At 71.9% G+C, this 17,189-nt stretch carries 13 protein-coding genes and 1 pseudogene; 7 read left to right on the top strand and 7 right to left on the bottom strand.

The window, feature by feature from the left end; genetic code table 11:
* Positions 1 to 75: 75 nt before the first annotated feature.
* The gene (locus JS756_RS30775; RefSeq protein ID WP_205386542.1) at positions 76 to 3,738 is read right to left on the bottom strand and encodes an NACHT domain-containing protein; all 3,663 of its coding nucleotides are present in this window, start codon (positions 3,736 to 3,738) and stop codon (positions 76 to 78) included.
* 271 nt (positions 3,739 to 4,009) lie between these two features.
* Between JS756_RS30775 and JS756_RS30770 the strand changes: the two genes are divergently transcribed.
* Both JS756_RS30770 and JS756_RS30765 read left to right on the top strand, forming a co-directional pair.
* Complete coding sequence (locus JS756_RS30770; RefSeq protein WP_240204610.1) at positions 4,010 to 4,378, top strand: transposase; 369 nt, start codon at positions 4,010 to 4,012, stop codon at positions 4,376 to 4,378.
* Between the two features lie 246 nt (positions 4,379 to 4,624).
* Complete coding sequence (locus JS756_RS30765; protein ID WP_240204609.1) at positions 4,625 to 5,035, top strand: DDE-type integrase/transposase/recombinase; 411 nt, start codon at positions 4,625 to 4,627, stop codon at positions 5,033 to 5,035.
* A gap of 85 nt (positions 5,036 to 5,120) precedes the next feature.
* On the opposite strand, the pseudogene JS756_RS38595 reads toward JS756_RS30765, so the two are convergent.
* From JS756_RS38595 to JS756_RS30745, 4 genes and pseudogenes are all read right to left on the bottom strand, one after another.
* A pseudogene (locus tag JS756_RS38595) lies at positions 5,121 to 5,788 on the bottom strand (gamma-glutamyl-gamma-aminobutyrate hydrolase family protein); the annotation flags it as partial.
* Entirely contained in the window at positions 5,755 to 6,282 is a 528-nt protein-coding gene (locus JS756_RS30755) for an RICIN domain-containing protein (protein WP_205386539.1), read from the bottom strand. The gene JS756_RS30755 and the pseudogene JS756_RS38595, both read right to left, overlap by 34 nt.
* 46 nt (positions 6,283 to 6,328) lie before the next feature.
* Positions 6,329 to 6,742: a hypothetical protein gene (locus JS756_RS30750; RefSeq protein WP_205386538.1), complete on the bottom strand. Its 414-nt coding sequence runs from the start codon at positions 6,740 to 6,742 to the stop codon at positions 6,329 to 6,331.
* A gap of 103 nt (positions 6,743 to 6,845) precedes the next feature.
* Entirely contained in the window at positions 6,846 to 7,247 is a 402-nt protein-coding gene (locus JS756_RS30745; protein WP_205386537.1) for an SH3 domain-containing protein, read from the bottom strand.
* Positions 7,248 to 7,582: 335 nt separating this feature from the next.
* Here JS756_RS30745 and JS756_RS30740 point away from each other — a divergent pair, with 335 nt between their 5' ends.
* The 3 genes from JS756_RS30740 to JS756_RS30730 all read left to right on the top strand — a co-directional run bounded on the left by JS756_RS30740 (position 7,583) and on the right by JS756_RS30730 (position 12,434).
* Entirely contained in the window at positions 7,583 to 10,867 is a 3,285-nt protein-coding gene (locus JS756_RS30740) for an AfsR/SARP family transcriptional regulator (protein ID WP_205386536.1), read from the top strand.
* A 147-nt stretch (positions 10,868 to 11,014) separates the two neighbouring features.
* Entirely contained in the window at positions 11,015 to 11,698 is a 684-nt protein-coding gene (locus tag JS756_RS30735; protein WP_205386535.1) for a M15 family metallopeptidase, read from the top strand.
* A 181-nt stretch (positions 11,699 to 11,879) separates the two neighbouring features.
* Positions 11,880 to 12,434, top strand: a complete 555-nt coding sequence (locus tag JS756_RS30730; protein WP_205386534.1) for an RNA polymerase sigma factor — start codon at positions 11,880 to 11,882, stop codon at positions 12,432 to 12,434.
* Positions 12,435 to 12,489: 55 nt separating this feature from the next.
* On the opposite strand, the gene JS756_RS30725 is transcribed toward JS756_RS30730, so the two are convergent.
* Entirely contained in the window at positions 12,490 to 13,188 is a 699-nt protein-coding gene (locus JS756_RS30725; protein WP_205386533.1) for a hypothetical protein, read from the bottom strand.
* 36 nt (positions 13,189 to 13,224) lie between these two features.
* Positions 13,225 to 13,449, bottom strand: a complete 225-nt coding sequence (locus JS756_RS30720; RefSeq protein ID WP_205386532.1) for a hypothetical protein — start codon at positions 13,447 to 13,449, stop codon at positions 13,225 to 13,227.
* A 560-nt stretch (positions 13,450 to 14,009) separates the two neighbouring features.
* On the opposite strand from JS756_RS30720, the gene JS756_RS30715 reads away from it, so the two are divergent.
* Together JS756_RS30715 and JS756_RS30710 are read left to right on the top strand one after the other, a co-directional pair.
* A complete protein-coding gene (locus JS756_RS30715) occupies positions 14,010 to 15,176 on the top strand; it encodes a C40 family peptidase (protein WP_205386531.1) in 1,167 nt (388 codons plus the stop codon).
* A gap of 424 nt (positions 15,177 to 15,600) precedes the next feature.
* Positions 15,601 to 16,809: an alpha/beta hydrolase family protein gene (locus JS756_RS30710; RefSeq protein WP_205386527.1), complete on the top strand. Its 1,209-nt coding sequence runs from the start codon at positions 15,601 to 15,603 to the stop codon at positions 16,807 to 16,809.
* The last annotated feature ends 380 nt before the right edge of the window (positions 16,810 to 17,189 follow it).

Genomic DNA, 17,189 nt, shown 5'->3' with positions numbered 1-17,189 from the left:
GGGCTTGGCCCTGCTCCGCAAGCGCGTCCTGCTGGCCGGGTGACCGTGCGGCGGGGGCGGGCCCGTGACCGTCCGTCAACGCTGCACGGAAAGTGATCCAGAACCAGGATTCACCCGTCGCCGACAGAACGCGGTCAGTACGGCCCTGAGACCGTCGAGGTCATCGTGGACCAACCTGAGATAGGCGTCGGCGGGTGCCGTTCCATGACCGTGCAGACAGGGAGCGAACCAGTCGGCGAGCTTGCGGCGCTCAACTGCCGGAGCCCCTGTGAAGTTCTTGAGCAACCCGCACAACCGACCCAGCGGAACTGGAGCCTCAGGGAGCGCGGAGTGGATGAGTTTATCGGCCAGCCAGCCCGATCCGCCCTGCGCGACCGCATCTTGAAGACTGATCAGAACCCGTCGGCTCCGGGGCTCGTCCTGGAGGAAGGCGGAAAGCACCCCCGAACGCAGCGCCGGATTGCGGTTCACTGCCTGTCCGACCGCGCGGGCCCGCAGCGTCCCGGCCTGATCGGGCCCTTCTTCCAGGAACGCCAGCACGGCTTCATGGCTCTCCGCGCCTCCAGGACAACAGGCCCAGGGCCGTACCGTGTCGACGAGGTTCCGTGCCGGAGTGCCGATCTTGTTCGCGCCTTCCGGGTATGCGAGAACGAGGGAAAGTAGCTGCGCACGGCCATATTCGGCGTTCGGCGTGTCTAGGTGGACCTGGATGACAGCGCGGACACCGATCAGCCCCGCGCGCGGGACACAGGCACGCGCTTTCCTGAGCACCTTCTCGCTCAGGACGCCGCCCCTGGAGACGATCGGCAGCAGCAACAGTTCCAGCAGATGGTCCGGGAGGCTCCGCGCCACCTCGGGCGGTCGTGACGAGGGCTTCTGGAACTCGGCGATCAGCTCCAGCCAGGTGCACAGTGCCGCTTCCACGTCCTGCGGCGCGCGTGCTGCCAGCGAGCCCGCCGTGTCGCAGAGTCCGGACAACTGGCCGGGCGCGCGCCGACCGAGTCCGGCCAGGGCTTCGACCACCTCGGCCAGTGCCTCGTCCGGCACGGCGGCTACCGCCTCACACAGATCGGCGACGCTCGCGGGACATTCTGCCAAGCGTTCCAGAAGGCCAGGGCGCCACTCGGCCGAGGCTCCCTGCACCGCGGCTCGGTAGGCCGGAACCTGGCGGAGGTCGAGCTGGTCGAGCAGCTCCCAGACGTCGTCCTCCCCTGCAAGCGCCACAAGATGACGGACGATCTGCCAGGCGAACCAGCGATGCGATGAGTCCTGATGCAGCCCGTCGAGCAGACCGCGCAGTTCCTTCGGTCTGACGTCCCGCAGATGGATGGCGATGCTGTATTCGGTGATGACCTGGTGGAGGAAGCCGTATCTGAGCCCGTCCAGAGTGCGAGGAACAAGTACGCCTTCGCTGCGCAGGTCGTCGAAGGCCGCCCAGGAGGTCTCCCCGCCGACCAGGGCACTCTCCGCCACGTTCGAGGCGAGGCGGTCGGTGGAGTCGGACCACAGTAGGCCTGCCGCCTTGTGCCACAGGGCGAGTTTCGCGCCGGCCAGCGCGCGGTCGCCGGGATACTTGCGACTCTGCGGGATGCGTTCCGCACAGTACTTCGCGCACAGCCTGGTGGTGGTCAGATCACGGGGCACGGAGCGGGTGTCGGCGAACAGTTGGCACAGCATCACCAGCAACAGCGGGTTGAAGGTGATCTCTCGAAGCGGTCGCCGGTCCGCTGTCAGTTCCAGCACCTGGTTCGCGAAGGACTCAGGGCCGCCCTGCGGAGTGATACCACGGCGGCGGAGATAACTCTTGACGACGCCACGTACCTCTTCGGGGGTGAGCCCGGGGACATCGACCGGATCGCAGACGTACGCCCCCAACCGGCCAAGGCCTGCCCTGGCCCCATGCAGCAGTACGTTGAAGTCATGACGCCGACAGGTGAGCACGAGGTCGGCACCCGCCATGAGAACGGCTTCGCACAGGCGGATGATCGGATCCCGCGTGTGCTCGTCGAGCAGAGAGTCGAGAGTGTCCAGGATCACTACCCGCCGATCACCCGGAGAGTCGGTAAGGTCACCGATCGCGCCCAGCAATCCGTCCCGGCCAAGCAATCGCCCCATTTCGGCGTCGAGTTCACCCGGTTCTCGGGGGGAGAGCGTGATCTGTTCACAGGGAATGACGAGAACCGACGTTCCAGGCATGGCCGCCAGAGCATCGTAGACCTGGCCGGCCACGACGGTCTTCCCCGCTCCGGGGGCGCCCCTGACCGGTACGACCCGGTGCCCCTCCCATTCGGTCGGCGGTCCGGATCCTCGGGGTACGTCACCAGAAGCAGCCACTGGCCATCGCAGGGCCTCCAACACCGCCCGGACCACCTGGCTCCGGTGCACCGAGCCGTCGACCTCACGGGCATCCAGCAAACGGCGCTGGTTCGCCGAGGCCTCCCGAATCTGGTGCGCCGTCGGGGTGGGGGAGGACACGGGAACACGAACGGGCCCGGTCACGGCATTCTCCCCGGCCGGTACGGCGTCCGGCCGGCGCCAGCCCGACGGGGCCGCGGTCACCTGTTCCGGACGATTCATGAACAGTTGAAGCGCCCGTGCCGCCAGCCGTAGGAACCACAGTTTCCCGCGCTGGCCCGCGTCGTCGTACGAGGTGTGGACCAGAGCGCGCGCCGCGAGGGTGAGCAGGTACTCGGCATGCCATTCCATGCTCCACTCCGGACCCGCTTTGGCTGTGCCCCGTCGGTGGATCTCCCACACCGGCCGCATGAACTGGTCCTGTGGAGCGTCGTGGTCGTTCGGCGACAAGAAGAATTCCAGCAGAGCGTGGGCTGCGGCGTCGGAGAGGCCGCCCACCGTGTCCGTCACGGTCGCCAGGCCCATGCTCACCAGGTCCCGGTTCATGGGCCCGGTGGCATCGAAGCCTCCCAGGTCGTACAGGAGGATCTCGTCCCACAGGGGAACGCCCGACGGGCCGAGGGGAACAAGGGCGTTGCCCAGGTGGAGATCTCCATGGGTCCGGCCGTGGAGGTGGTCGATGCGATGACGATCCAGCGCCGAGCCCTCGCGGAGCAGATGATGCGGATTGGGGGCGAGCGGTCCTCCGCTGGGTATGTGCGGTGCGGTGTGCAGCGCCACCTCCGAGTCCAGGCCCAAGGAGGACAACCAGACCATGGCGGACCGTCCTTCCGCGAGGCAGTCGCCGACCTCGGCCCTGAGGAAGTCCCCGGCCCGGACGCCCGTCCGGAGCTGGAGTTTCTCCGGATTCCATCCGGTGAGCACCAGATCGGCCAGTTCGGCGCAGGCATCGGGACGTTGGCTGGGGGGCAGTGAACTCAGCGTCGGACTTCTCCGCAGATCCCGGCTGATGCGCTGGATGATCAGCGAACGGCCATCCTCCAACCTGAGCGGATCGGCGGCCAGACGCGCCAAGTGCCGCTCGCGGAAGCCCTCCGGGGAGCCCTCCCAGGCCGCCCGGTGGCGCTGGGCCTCGTTGGCCGGCGAGTCCGGCGGGCAGATCTTGACGAGCAGCTTCTCCGGACCTCCCTGATTTTCGGTCAGCGGCCGCATGATGATCGTACTCAGCACCGCGCCCGTCCGTCCCCGGGCTTCCCACTGTTCGCTGGCAGGCTCCGCGACCCGGTTGCGGTCCAACGCCCACTGCCGCAGCCGTTTGCTGGTGGCCTCGTCGAAGGGCGCCGGGAGGGGCACCTCCCCGGGCCCGGCCGCACTGGTCGTCACTGCGGTACCGTCAACAGGTCTGGTACGGCCGAAGGCGGCTCCGGAACCTCTCGGCCTCCGTCGCGGAGTCCGTAGTCCCGCCTTGTCGGGGCGGTGGCCACGTTTGTGCCAGGAAGATCTGCTGGGCTGCCGAGGCCACGTTGGTTTGTATCGGTCAACAACTGTCCCCCGAAGTCGGCAAGTTGCGACGAGCGTTCATCGTTCTACCATGCCGAGCGCCAGAGCCCCTGCATCTCCCCTCCCACTGTGGAGTCCGTGGCCGGAGGGATCGTTGGGGGGCAAGGCATCCACGAAGCGCATCTGCGACGCCGAGTGCCGTGAGGGGGCGGTACGGATCGTGACGGAGATCGGGAAGCCGGTCCCGGAGGTGGCCGACGATCCCATCCGTCCCGGGGCACTGCACGGCTGGGTCTCGCGGGCGCGGTGCGACGGGTCGCCTTCGTCGGACCGGCCGGTGGGCGAGCTGTCTGGTGGCCGGCTGCGGGAGGGCGAGCGGGCCGAGCTGGAGTGGCTGTGGGTGGAGGCCAGGGCGAGGGACGAGCGTTTCCGCAGGCGGGAGATGGAGCGCGATGTGTGCAAGCGATTCGTGGTCTTGTGGGTGAGGCAGCTGAGGGCGCACCGGGCCGTGGTGGTCGGGTGATCAGCAGCTGCAGGGCAGAGGAGGACATGCCGCATCGCGTCGTCTGCCGGGTTCTGGGTGTGTCGGGGTCGTGGTGCTGCAGGTGGTGGGCCCGGCCGGCGATCGGGTGGGAGATCCGTCGGCAGCATCTGGTGGAGGAGTTCGAGGGGATCGTCCAGTGGCCCGGGGAACCTACGGCTGGCTGAAGGTGTTCATCGAGCTGGTGCGCCGGGGCTGGCGGATGTCGGCGAACACGATTGCGAAGTGATGGCCGAGCTCGGGCCGGCGGGGCGGAAGGTCAAGCGCCGCCGGTCGCTGGCCGGGCCGGGCAGGTGGCGGGCCGCCGCGGACTTCGTCCGCCGGGACTTCGCTGCCGGAGCATGGGACCTCGTGTGGGCAGGCGGCATGACCGAGATCGACACCGGTGAGGGCAGGCTCTGCCTGGCAGCGGTGATCGACCTGTTCTACCGTCGACTGTTCGGTTACGCGATGGGTGCCCGGCACGACGGCGAACTGGTGGCGGCCTCACTCAGCATGGCCGCGGCCACCCGCGGCGGCGACGTCCGCGGCATGATCATGCACACTGACAGGGGCAGTGAATGCGCGGTGTGGCCCTATGGCCGGCGCCCGACGGGCCCGGCGTGCGACCTGCTGTCGCTGATGCGCTCCACCGCCTGACCGCTGTTTCCGGGAGCCGGGGCCCGAAGGCGGGTCCCGGCCCGCCCCGCCGGGGTCGTCGGCGGGGCGGGCCGGCCACCGGACAGGACGCCGCGCGCACCAGGCCGGCCATGACCCGGAGGTCCTCGCCCATCTCGGGGTGCCACTGGACGCCCAGCACAGTTGGGTGCCGGGGAGTTCGACGGCCTCCACCGTCGTGTCCCCGGCGTGTGCCGACGCCACGAGCCTCTCGCCGAGACGGTGGACGGCCTGGCGGTGGTACGTCGGCACGGACGACTCCTCCGGCACCAGGGAGGCGTACAGCGTCCCCGGCACGGGGGTCACCGTGTGCTCCCCGAAGACCCCGATGGCCTTCGCAGGCCCGTCGAGGTGCTGGACTAGGGTGCCGCCGAGGGCCACGTTCAGCAGCTGCATGCCCCGGAAGATGCCGAGCAGCGGCGCCCCCGACTCCAGCGCGGCGTCCATCAGGGCGAGTTCCCAGCCGTCCCGGTCGCGGGCCGCGGGACCGGTGCATTCAGTGAGTGACGGCGTACCGACGCGAGCGGGCGTGGTTCCGACTCGCCCGGTGTGAGGTGGGCGAGCCATCCCCGGCCGGCGCACGACGAAGGGGACGTGTGCCCGCACGGCTGCGTCGCCAGGGCGGCCGGGACTCGACAGCCGGCGGACGTGCGCCGGAGGGGCACCCCTGTGACCCCGCCGGCGCGGCGCACGGCGTGTGGTCAGCGCCAGGTCTGGTTGCGGTTGTAGGAGCAGGCCAGCATGCGCAGGCCGTACTCGCTGTCGTCGAGGCAGAGACCTGTGGCCTGGTTCTCCAAGCTGACCTGGTCACCCCGCTTGTGCACCCACCAGCTCTGCTGCTTGGACGAGTCGCAGGACCGGGTGTCCGGGTGGGCACCGGCGCCGACACCGCCGTTGATGCAGCGGCCGGTGGAGACGTTGCGGAACTGGCGGGTGCCGTCCTCCTGCCAGACCCGTACGCTCCAGTTCTGGAAGTCGCTGCCATTGCAGCCGAATCCCCGGAAGCCGTACGGGAAGCTGTCGTCGAGGCAGCCGCCGGTCGCCATGTTGCCGTAGTGCTCGACCGCCGCCGCCGAAGCGGGGCTCACCGGGGCGACCCGGCTCCGGCCGGGCCACACATCGCCGGCGCTGGCGACGCCGGCGAGGCCAGTGCTCAGACAGGCGGCGGAGGCGAGGACGACGACGGCCCTGCGCAGCCGCCGTCCGGACGTCGGGTCCTGCACATTCATGATCTTCCCTTTCCTGTGGTGCGGTTGCCGGTCCGTACCACGCGGTCTACGGGTACTCGCAGTACACGGGGCCGGAGTCGGTCTCGACCCGCACGCCGGGCACCGGGCCGTCGTTGGAGCCGCCGCTGACGTACACGGCGCTCACCCAGCCCAGCCAGCCCTGCGGTGTGATGATCTCGACCCAGTAGTGGTTGTAGTAGGGGCCGTCGGCGACGCGGTCGCCCCACCGCTGGCAGAACGCCTGCACGGTGACGTTGGTGAGCCCTTCCTGCGAGGCCAGTCCGCAGGTGGTGCTCGCGCACTGACGCACCCGCACCTGGCTGGCCCAGATGTGGACGGGTGAGGTCGTGATGTCGGCCTGGGCGGGAGCCGACATCAGACCCAGCACGGCGGACAGGCCGAGCAGCGTGGCGCACAAGGCTCGCAAGGAGAACAGGCGGGCCGTGGAATTCGAGGACACAGCGGGTGCCCCTCTCGGTGTCGTTGGACGGAGGGTGACGCGTCGTCCGGGAGACGGCGTCCACGGACCCCTCGTATGAGCGTCCGCGCCGCCGTCCTCCGGGTCAGTGGCAGAAGGACTCGGTGGACAGGCCCGGCACCGGCCGGTCGTTGTCTCCGCCGCGCACGTACACCGCGCTGATCCAGCCGATCGGGCCGCCCGCGTTCACCTGCACCCACCAGTTGTTGCGGTAGGGGCCGTCCACCACCTCGGTGCCCTGGCGCTGGCAGAACGCCGTCACCCACCGCTTGCCGATCTGCGCGCCCTGGATCGGCGGGCAGGCCGCGGAGACCTCCGGGCAGTCCCGTACGTTCACACCGGTCGCCCACACGTACAACTGGGCGTCCGACGTGGTCGCCTGGGCCGCCGTGGGGAGCAGCAGGGGAAGCACCGCGGCCGTCGCGACGGCACAGGCGGGGACCGCTCGCCGCAGTGAACGCGCCGCCGCGCGCAGGGTGTTCGTCATGATCGGACTCCTCACTCGGTGACTCCTCGTCACAGGGCTGACGGGGGCGCACCTCCCTCTCGTATGAGCACCCCTCGTACGCGGTCATACGAGGGGGGTGTCCGGCGCGTCCCCCAGATGTCCGCACCGCGCCCCGGCCGGGGCGCCGTCGGAACCGGCCAATACCCGCTCACGTCGAGAGCAGGACGGGAGCGCTCCCGCCCGTGCCGTGGCCGGGACCCGAGCCACCGGACCGCTCGAAACCGGACAGCGGCCCGGCGATCGGTGACGCCCACCCCCGGCCTGCGGATATCGTTGTCAGGCCTTATGCGCGGATCGACGCTTGCCGGGGAACGATGATCGAAGTGCGGCTGCTGGGGCCGGTCGAGGTGAGGGACGACGCGACCGGAAGTCTGCCCCTGGGCGGCTCGAGACCCGTGGCGCTGCTGTCCGCGCTCGTCGTGCACCTGGGTGAAGTCCTGTCCACCGCACGGCTGGTGGACCTCGTCTGGGAGGACCGCGCCCCCGCGACCGCGGGCGCCCTGGTCGCCTCGCACGTAGCCGCCGCCCGCCGCGCCCTGTCGCCGGCCGGCGCCGCCTCCATGATCCGCACCCGGGCCCCCGGCTACCTCGCCGACCTCCCCCCGGACCGGGTCGACGCCCGCCGCTTCGAGCGGCTGCTGTCGGCCGGACGGCGCGCCGCGGACGCGGGACGCGACACCGAGGCGCTCGACCTGCTCACCGATGCCCTCTCCCTGTGGCGCGGGCAGGACGCCCTGGAAGGCGTCACCCAGTCCTTCGCCCGGATCGAGGCGGCCCGGCTGAAGGAACTGCGGCTCGTCGCGCAGGAGCACCTCTACGCCCTGCGGCTGAAAATGGGCCAGGACGGCGAGGTCGTCGCCCCGCTTCTCTCCCACGTCGCCGCCCATCCGCTGCGCGAACGGCCGCGCGCCCAGCTGATGACCGCCCTGTTCCGGGCCGGCCGGGCCCCCGACGCGCTGCGGGTCTTCCAGGAGGGCCGCGACATACTCCGCGCCGACCTCGGCCTCGACCCCGGACCCGAGCTGCGCGCACTCCATCTTGCCGTGCTGCGCAACGACCCCGAGCTCGCGGCCCCTCCCGGGGCGGCCGCAGCCTCCACACCCAGGGCGGCCGAAACCCTCGTGCCCGGGGGGCCCACGGCTTCCACGTCCGGCGCGCCCGATCCCGTACCCGGCCGCGCGCCTTCCGACCGGCAGGTGCCCGCGCCCGTCGGTACGGGCATCCCGCAGCCCGCGCCCCCGGCGGCCCCGGCCGACCCCGGCGCGTCCACGACTGCCGGCCGGACGGTCCGGCCGCCCTCCCATCTCCCGCCGGATGTCGCCGACTTCGTCGGCCGGACTCGCCAGGTCGCTTGGACCACCGCACTCCTCGACCAGGCTCGCGACGGCGCCCGGACCGCCCCGCTCATCGCGGTGATCTCCGGCCGCCCCGGCATGGGCAAGACCGCGCTCGCCGTCCACGCCGCCCACCGTGCGGCGCATCTCTTCCCCGACGGCTGCCTCTTCCTCGACCTGCGCACCTCCGACACCACCCCGCTGACCACCGCCGACGCCCTTGCCCGGCTGTTGCGGGCGCTCGGCGTCGACCCCGAGCCCGTCTCCGGAACCGACGACGTGATCGGCCTCTACCGGACCCACCTCGCGGACCGCCGCATCCTGTTGATCCTGGACAGTGCTCCCAGCGAGGCCCGGGTGCGGCCCCTGCTACCGCCCGGACCCGGCTCGGCCGTGCTGATCACCAGCCGGCGGCGGCTGACCGCGCTGGAGGGCGCGGTCCGCCTCGACCTGTCGGTGCCCGACCCCGGCGAGGCACTGCACCTGCTGACCACGGTCGCGGGCCGCACCACCACGCACCCCGACGGACCGAACGACCTCGCCGAGATCGTCGCCCTGTGCGGCCAGCTCCCGCTCGCCCTGCGGATCGCGGGCGCCCGGCTCGCCGCGCGACCGCACTGGGGCCCCGGGCAGCTCGCCGGACGGCTGCGCGACGAACGCCGCCGCCTCAACGAACTCCGGGTCGGCGACCTGGAGGTGCGCACCAGCCTCGAACTGGGATACGCCGAACTGGACCCGCCCGAACGCCGGGCGCTGCGCCGCCTCGCGCTGATGGACCTGCCCGACTTCGCCGCCTGGATCGCCGCGCCACTGCTCGACATCGGCACCGAGGAGGCTGAGGAGGCCGTCGAACGGCTCGTCGACTGCCACCTCATCGAGGTGCTCGGCACCGACGGCACCGGCGAGAACCGGTACCGGATCCACGACCTCGTCAGGGAACACGCCCGCGAGCACTGCCTGGCCGAGGAGAGCCCCGCCGAACGCGAGGACGCGGTGAAGCGGTTGGTTGCCTGCTGGCTGACCCTCTCCGACCGCGCTGCCGCCCGGGGACCCGGCGGGGTCTCCTGGCTGATGCCGCAGCCCGACCTGGAGTGCCCACTCGACCCCGAGGTCCAGGAGAGACTGCTGACCCGGCCCACCGCCTGGTTCGCCGCCGAACAGAACTGCCTGGTCTCGGCCGTCCACCACTGTGCCACCCAGGGCATGACCCGAGCCGCCCGCGAACTGGCGGGTGCTCTGATAGCCAGTTCCGCTGCCCTGTACAACCAGTTCGACGTCTGGGCGCAGACCCACACCGTCGCCCTGGACGCGGTGCGCCGCGAGGGGGACGGCGGGGGTGAGGCGTGGCTCCTCGTCGGCCTCGGCCAGCTCCGCTACGAGCAGGACAGGTTCGAGGAGGCGTACGCCTGCATGGAGCGCGCGCGACGGCTGTTCGACGAGCAGATGCCGACCACGGGCGATGCCGGTGAGCCACCGAGGGGCGCCGAGGGGCCGCCGGGCCACGCCGCGCGTGACGCGCTGCGAGGCGGCGCCACTGCCCTGGTCGGCATCGGCACCATCCGCCGCGAGCAGGCCCGGTTCGGCGAGGCGTCCGAAGCGCTCACCGCCGCCCTGGAGCGGTACCGCACGCTCCGCGACGACGCGGGCCTGGCCCGCACCCTGTACGGGATCGGCTACGTCCACCGCGAGCAGGGGCGCGGCGACCAGGCCCGGGAGGCGCTGACCCGGTCCCTGGAACTGTTCCGGCGGGTCGGCGACCAGCAGGGCGAGGCCCTCACCCTGCGCTCGATCGCCCTGTGCGACCGGGCCTGCGGCGCGCTGTCCGACGCCACGGAACTGCTCGCCGAGGCGCTGCGCGTCTTCACCTCTCTCGGCGACTCCTTCGGTCTCATGTACACCGAGCAGGCCCTGGCAAAGGTCGAGTTGAGGCAGGGGCTGCTGGATCGGGCGGACGAGCGGCTCGTCCGCTGCCTGGAGGTGGCCCGGGAACGGCAGGACCGCTTCGGCGAAGCTCTCGTCCTGCGCACCCGGGGCGAGTGGCATCTCGCGGGGGGAGACCCGGACGGCGCGGAATCCCCGCTGCGGGAGGCGATCGCCCTGTGGGAACGGCTCGCCCTGCCGCTCTGGCGCGCCCGCACCCTGCGTGACCTGGCCGAGGTGCACGCGGCGCACGCCGACCACCCGGCTGCCGAGGAGGCCCGCCGCCACGCACACGCGGCCTTCCGGGCCCTCGGCAGCAGGGAGGCGTGGGAGGAACACGGCTGAACGGCGCCGGGCAGGGAACTCCGCGCGAAACTCTGTCCGACCGTGCCGAACCTGGCCGATCCCCGACGCCGAGCCCCGCCGGGGATCGGCTGGGCGCTTGCAGAGCATCTGCAGAGGTTTTGCAGAGGCGCCAGGAACCATCGGTACGTGACCGACATCATCGTTCTCTCCGACCCGCGCGTGGCGGCCGTCCCGCTGGACGACTGCGCCGAACCGCTCGTCGACATCCGGGACACACCTCAGCTGCTGCTCGACGGCCGTAAGGCCGACGGCTTCGGCGCCTATGCCCGGACCCGGTCCGGCGTCCTCGACAGGCTTCTCCGGGCACAGCGTGCGCTCCCCTCGGGGACGCGGTTCCTGGTGGTCGAGGCCTACCGGCCGCCCGGGCTCCAACGCGAGCACTTCGAGGCGTACTCGGCGGCCCTGCGGGCCGCGCACCCCGAGGCCTCCCTGGCCCGGATCCGCGAACTGGCCAGCGCCTACATCTCGCCGCCCGAGGTCGCCCCGCACGTCAGCGGCGGCGCGATCGACCTGACCCTGTGCGCCGAGGACGGCACCGAACTGCCCCTGGGAACCGAGGTCAACGCCACCCCGGAGGAGAGCGACAACGCGTGCCGCACGAACGCGCCGAACATCGACGCCACCGCCCGTGCCCACCGTGAGGTCATGCGGAGGGCGCTGACGTCCGCCGGATTCGTCAACTACCCCACGGAGTGGTGGCACTGGTCCTACGGGGACCGGTACTGGGCCCTGCTGTCCGGGCAGCGGGCCGCCCGCTACGGCCCCGTGGAACTGCCGGACGGGACGGAGAACTCCGCCCCACCGGCCTGACCCGAGCCACCCACACCGATCCTCACCACACCGGATCGGTCTCTCTCGCACCGTTCCGTTACGGCTCCGCCCGTACCGAGTACGTCGTCACGACCGGCCGGCGCACCCGGGCCCCAGCCGGACACAGCACCAGCCCGCGTCCACCCGACCAGCGGCACCGCGGGCACATGGGGGAACTCCGATGAGCATCACCGAGCCCTGCGACACCGTCGTCGACCGACCGCTCGACGGCATGAACTCGGACGAGTTCGATGCCGTCTTCACCGAGGTCATGCCCCGGCTGCGCCGGCGCTTGCTGACCCTGACCGGAAATCCGCACGACGCGGACGACCTGCTCCAGGACACCTATGTGCGGCTCTCCCGCCGGGCCAGGGGACGCACCCTCGCCTCCCAGCAGCATCCGTACGCCTACGTCTCGGCGACCGCGCTCAACCTGCTGCGGGACTCATGGCAGCGGCCGTCCCGCCGGGAGTCGGCCACCGACCGGCTGCCCGAACCCGGCTGGGACGGCGGAGTCGAGCGCTGCGAGGCCCGTTGCGCGGCGCTGGCACTGCTCGCCCTGCTGTCGCCGAAGGAGGCCGCCGCGGTGATCCTGGTGGACCTGGAGGGGCTCAGCCACGACGCGGCGGGGGAGCGGTTGGGCGCACACCGGGGGACCGTGCAGCGCAACCGGATGCGCGGCCTGGCCAAGATGCGGGCCGCGCTGGCCGACACCCGGCCCCGCGACCGGGCGTAGGAGCAGGAACGGGGGGCGGGGCACTCGGCCCCGCCCCCCTGCTCCGTACGCCGTCTCAACACGTCGCGTCGGCCGGCAGCCCCGCGTACTCGTTCCCCTTCAGGTAGACCGCGCTGGCCCATCCCTCGGTGAAGCCGATCCATACGTCGTTGGTATAGCCGTGGTCCCGGACAGTCTCGCCGTGTGTCCAGCAGAGAGCGTCCGTGCGCGTCTCCCCGGCCCGGATCTTGTCGAAGGCACGGGACGAAGTCTTGGGTGCGCTGCGGATGTTGACCGTCTCGTACGCCGTGACACTGTACGGCCCGAGCGCGCGCCCGCTCCTCGCGGCGACCGGTGCGCCGGCCCCGCTCACGCCGCTCGTGCCGGGGCAGTCCGGGACGTCGGGCAGTCGATCGTCCGGGTAGGCGACGTAGTAACTGGCCATCCACCCCGTGGTCGTACTGCCGTTGATCATCAGCCAGTACGGGTTCCCGCCCACGGTCTGCCCGGGGCCCTGGCAGTAGACGTAGAACTGCGTACCCGGCTGCAGTCGTTCGCGCACGTCGGGGCAGTCGGCGACGGACGGGTGGCGTCCGCAGGCGTCCGGATCGACCTCGCTGACCCGGACGGCCACGTCGGTGGCCCAGGTGTGGTAGTACCGGCCGGCCTGGGCGGCGTGCGCCGTCACGGGCAGGGCGGCGGAGAGGGAGAAGGCGGCGACGGCGATGCCGGCAGACGCGGCGACGGAGCGACGGAGCGACGGAAAGCGGGGCACGGCGGTCTCCTGACGTGGTGGACGGGACGGGACGGGTCAGACGCAACTGGCGGGACCCGGGACACCGGGAACGGGCTGGTTGTCGGCGCCGCCGCGCACATACACGGCGCTGATCCAGCCGACCTGGCCGTGCGCGGCGATCTCGACCCAGTAGGCGTTCTCGTAGGGCCCGTCGACGACGCGGTCGCCGAGGGCCTGGCAACAGGCGGCGACGCACTCGCGCCCCAGGCGCACGGCGGTGGGCCGGCAGGCCTCAGCCACCCGCGGGCACGGCCGCAGATTCACACCCGTCGCCCAGACGTACACCTCGTCGGAGGACGGGGCGGACGGGGCGGACGGGGCGGACGGGGCGGACGGGGCAGACGGGGCGGACGGGGCAGACGGGGCGGACGGACGGGGCGGACGGGGCGGACAGGGCCGAAGGGGCCGAAGGGGCCGAAGGGGCCGAAGGGGCCGAAGGGGTCGAAGGGGTGACAGGTGTCGCGGCGGCGGTGGGGGCGGCGAGCAGGAAGCCGGCCGGCGCCGCGGCGGGTGCGCAGGCGGCCAACCGGCCGCGCAGGGCGGAGTGGGGGCGGGTCGGGGCGGTCGTCGGCGGCCCGGAAGAAATCATGTCGCATCCCTCGGTCGTCGGGCAGGGAGCCGCCCGCTGGAGGGGCGCGACCGGACGGCGCCGTGCATGGCGGGGGCATCCGGGAGACGGCGGAAGGGCGGAGCGGATATGAGCGCCCAGCCCCCCAGTCGATGTGATGTACGTCACTCGAAGTGGGGCACATCGCCGCACGCCCGTTGCGGTCCCCGGGATGACACACCGTCAACGGAGGATGTGCACCGTGAACACCACCATCAGGACGCGCCACGTCGTCGGCCGCTCGCTGGCCGCTGTCGCCGGGCTCGCCCTCTCCGCCGCTCTGCCCGTGACGGCGCACGCCGCGTCGGCCGCCCCCGCGTCCACGCAGGCCGCCTGCCGCGTCCTCGCCCCGGGCGCGTCGGGCACCGCCGAGGCCGCCGTCCGGGCCGCGTGCGGCCAGATCGGCGTCTGGTACAGCTGGGGCGGCGGCCACGGCGCCACCCCGGGCCCGACCTACGGCTACTACGACGGCTCCGACCCCGACAGCCTCCACGACAACGAGCGCAGAGGCTTCGACTGCTCCGGCCTGACCCGCTACGCCTACGCCCGGGCGACCGGCCGCGACCTGCTCAACGGCACCTCCGACGACCAGTTCCACACCTCGCACGCGGCGGCCAGGTTCTCCGCCGCACAGGGCTCGGCGCCCCTCCTCCCCGGCGACCTGATGTTCTGGGGCAGGGGCCACATCCACCACGTCGCCCTCTACATCGGCGCCGGACAGATGGTGGAGGCCTACGAGTCGGGCACCCACATCCGGGTGGCCCCGGTCCGTACCGGCGGCGACTACGCGGGCGCCGTCCGCATCGACGGCTCCGGCACGGTGCCGCCCCCGCCGGCCAACGGCGGCACCACCTTCGAGACCTGGGGCACCCGGGTGCGCACCCACTCCTCGCCCAGCGTCAACGCGTCCGTCGTGGACACCTTCCCCGGCCCCACCCAGGTGTCGGTCATGTGCCAGAAGCACGCCGAGACGGTCACCGCCGAGGGCTACACCAACGACATCTGGTCCCGGCTGTCCAACGGCTCCTGGCTGACGAACATCTACATCAAGGGCCCAGCGTCGCTGCCCGGCATCCCGGACTGCGGCGGCAGCTCCACCCCGCCGCCGAGCGGTGGCAGCAAGGCCTTCCAGACCTGGGGCACCGCAGTCCGCACCCACTCCGAGGCCGACGTGAACGCCCCCGTGGTGGACTACTTTCCGCAGCCCACCACCGTCAACGTGGTCTGCCAGGCCCACGCCCAGAAGGTCACCGCCGACGGCTACACCAACGACGCCTGGTCCCGGCTCACCGACGGTTCGTGGATGACCAACATCTACATCAAGGGCCCGGAGTGGCTGCCCGGAGTACCCACCTGCTGAGCCGGCCCGCAACGGTACGGCGTCGTCCGACCGGCCGCCGAGCCCGTTCCGGGCCGGCGGATGCGAGAGGCCGAGCGCGCCGCCGGACCCGCGCCGGCCCCCCCGCGTCCGCGAAGCCCGCAAGGGGCTCTCGCTCCGCTCGGACCCGCGTCCCCGGCACCCCCGCGGGACCGCTCCGGCAGCACGCGCCGCACGGGACGGACCGGCCGGCGCCGCCAGTGCCATGGAACCCGGGCCGGCGGTGCCGGACCACCGCAACCCCCGAGGGCGTCCGAGCCGGGTTCGAGGACCACACCGGGCCACACCCTCACGCACCACGGGCCGCACGCGGCCCGTGGTGCACCTTGCCCGAAAGGCTCCTAGGGTGAGAAGCAGGGTCCGGACCTGCGAGAGGGGGTGCGTCAGGACGAACCCGGGAGCCGCTATGGCCTACCACTTCAACGACAACCAGCAGTTCGACTACGAGATCCGTCTGGCCCTGGGCTCGGCCTGGCGGCAGGGCGCCGACGTCGGCGAGGTTCTGGCGACCGCCTCCACCGTGTCGGACGGCGACGGGGAGGCATGGTTCAGCGCCTGGGTGGACCTGGCACGCAACGTCCGCGAACAGGCCGACCGCAGCGCGGCACGGGGACACACGGCCAGCGCTCGGGACGCCTGGCTGCGCGCCGCCGGATATCTCGGTGCCGCCCTGGTGGGCGTCGACGCGGTCGCCGACCCCGCCAAACGGCTGGACGAGGTGTTCCCCGAACACCGAGCATGCTTCGACCACTTCATGCGGGCCTGGACCCCGCCCGCCGAAGCGGTTCGCGTGCCGTACGAGGACACGAACCTGCCCGGATACCTGGTCGGCCCACCCACCGCGTCCGGCCCACAGCCGGTGCTGATCGCCAACAACGGCAGCGACGGCCCGATCAGCACGGCCTGGACACTGCTCGGCGCACCCGCCGTCGCTCGCGGCTACCGCGTACTGCTCTTCGACGGGCCCGGCCAGCAATCCATGCTCTTCGAGAGGGGAACGACCTTCCGGCCCGACTGGGAGAACGTCATCACACCGGTGGTGGACTTCCTCCTCTCCCGCCCCGAGGTCGACCCCGAGCGGATCGTCCTGGCCGGCATCAGCCAGGCCGGCTACTGGGTCCCGCGCGCGCTCGCCTTCGAGCACCGGATCGCCGCCGCGGTCGCCGACCCCGGTGTGATGCGCGTGGCGGACAGCTGGTGGCACAACATAGGCGCCGACCTGCACAGCTTGTGGGAGTCGGGCGATCGGGAGACCTTCGACCACGTGATCCGGGAAGCTCTCGCCCAGAATCCGGCGATCGCCGCGACCTGGCGCTGGCGTACCAAGCCGTACGGCATCGACTCCCCCTTCGACCTGCTCACCGAGATGTCCCGGTACGACCTCACGCCCGTCACCGACCGGATCACCAGCCCGCTGCTGATCACCGACCCGGAGGGCGAACAGTTCTGGCCGGGCGCCTCGCAGCAGTTGTACGACGCCCTGCCCGGTCCGAAACACCTGGTCCGATTCACCGAGGCCGAAGGAGCCCACCTGCACTGCGAACCGATGGGCCGCGCTCTGTTCGAACAGCGCGTCTTCGACTGGCTGGACGACCGACTCGGTCTGCCGGCGTAGGGACTCAGAGGTCCGCTGCTCCCCAGGGACCCAGCCGCCCCCGATCTCCGTCTGAGGTCCCGGAAGCGATACGGGCGCTCGGGCGGCGGCCGAAGCCGGGCCCCGCACGGTCACGGTGCCCTGCCGCCTCGACGGGCGGCCCGCGCTGATCGACCCGGCTGTGTCGTACACGAGGGCCGAGGTCGACCTGGCCCACCTGTGGACGACGGCGTCGCCGCCCGAGGCGCACGGGTTCTTCGGCCTGTACGCCGAGTTGACCGGGCTCGACCGCGGCCGGCGCGAACACATGCCCATCTTCCAGCTACACCAGCACCTGGCCGTGATCGCGCAGTTCGATCCAGACCGGGGCGCTGCCGACCTCGTGCGCGCCACGCTCGCCC

Source organism: Streptomyces actuosus, assembly GCF_016921115.1.
Classification (GTDB): Bacteria; Actinomycetota; Actinomycetes; order Streptomycetales; family Streptomycetaceae; genus Streptomyces; species Streptomyces actuosus_A.
The sequence above is the reverse complement of the archived record's forward strand: the minus strand, read 5'-3'. Positions and strand labels throughout refer to the sequence as shown.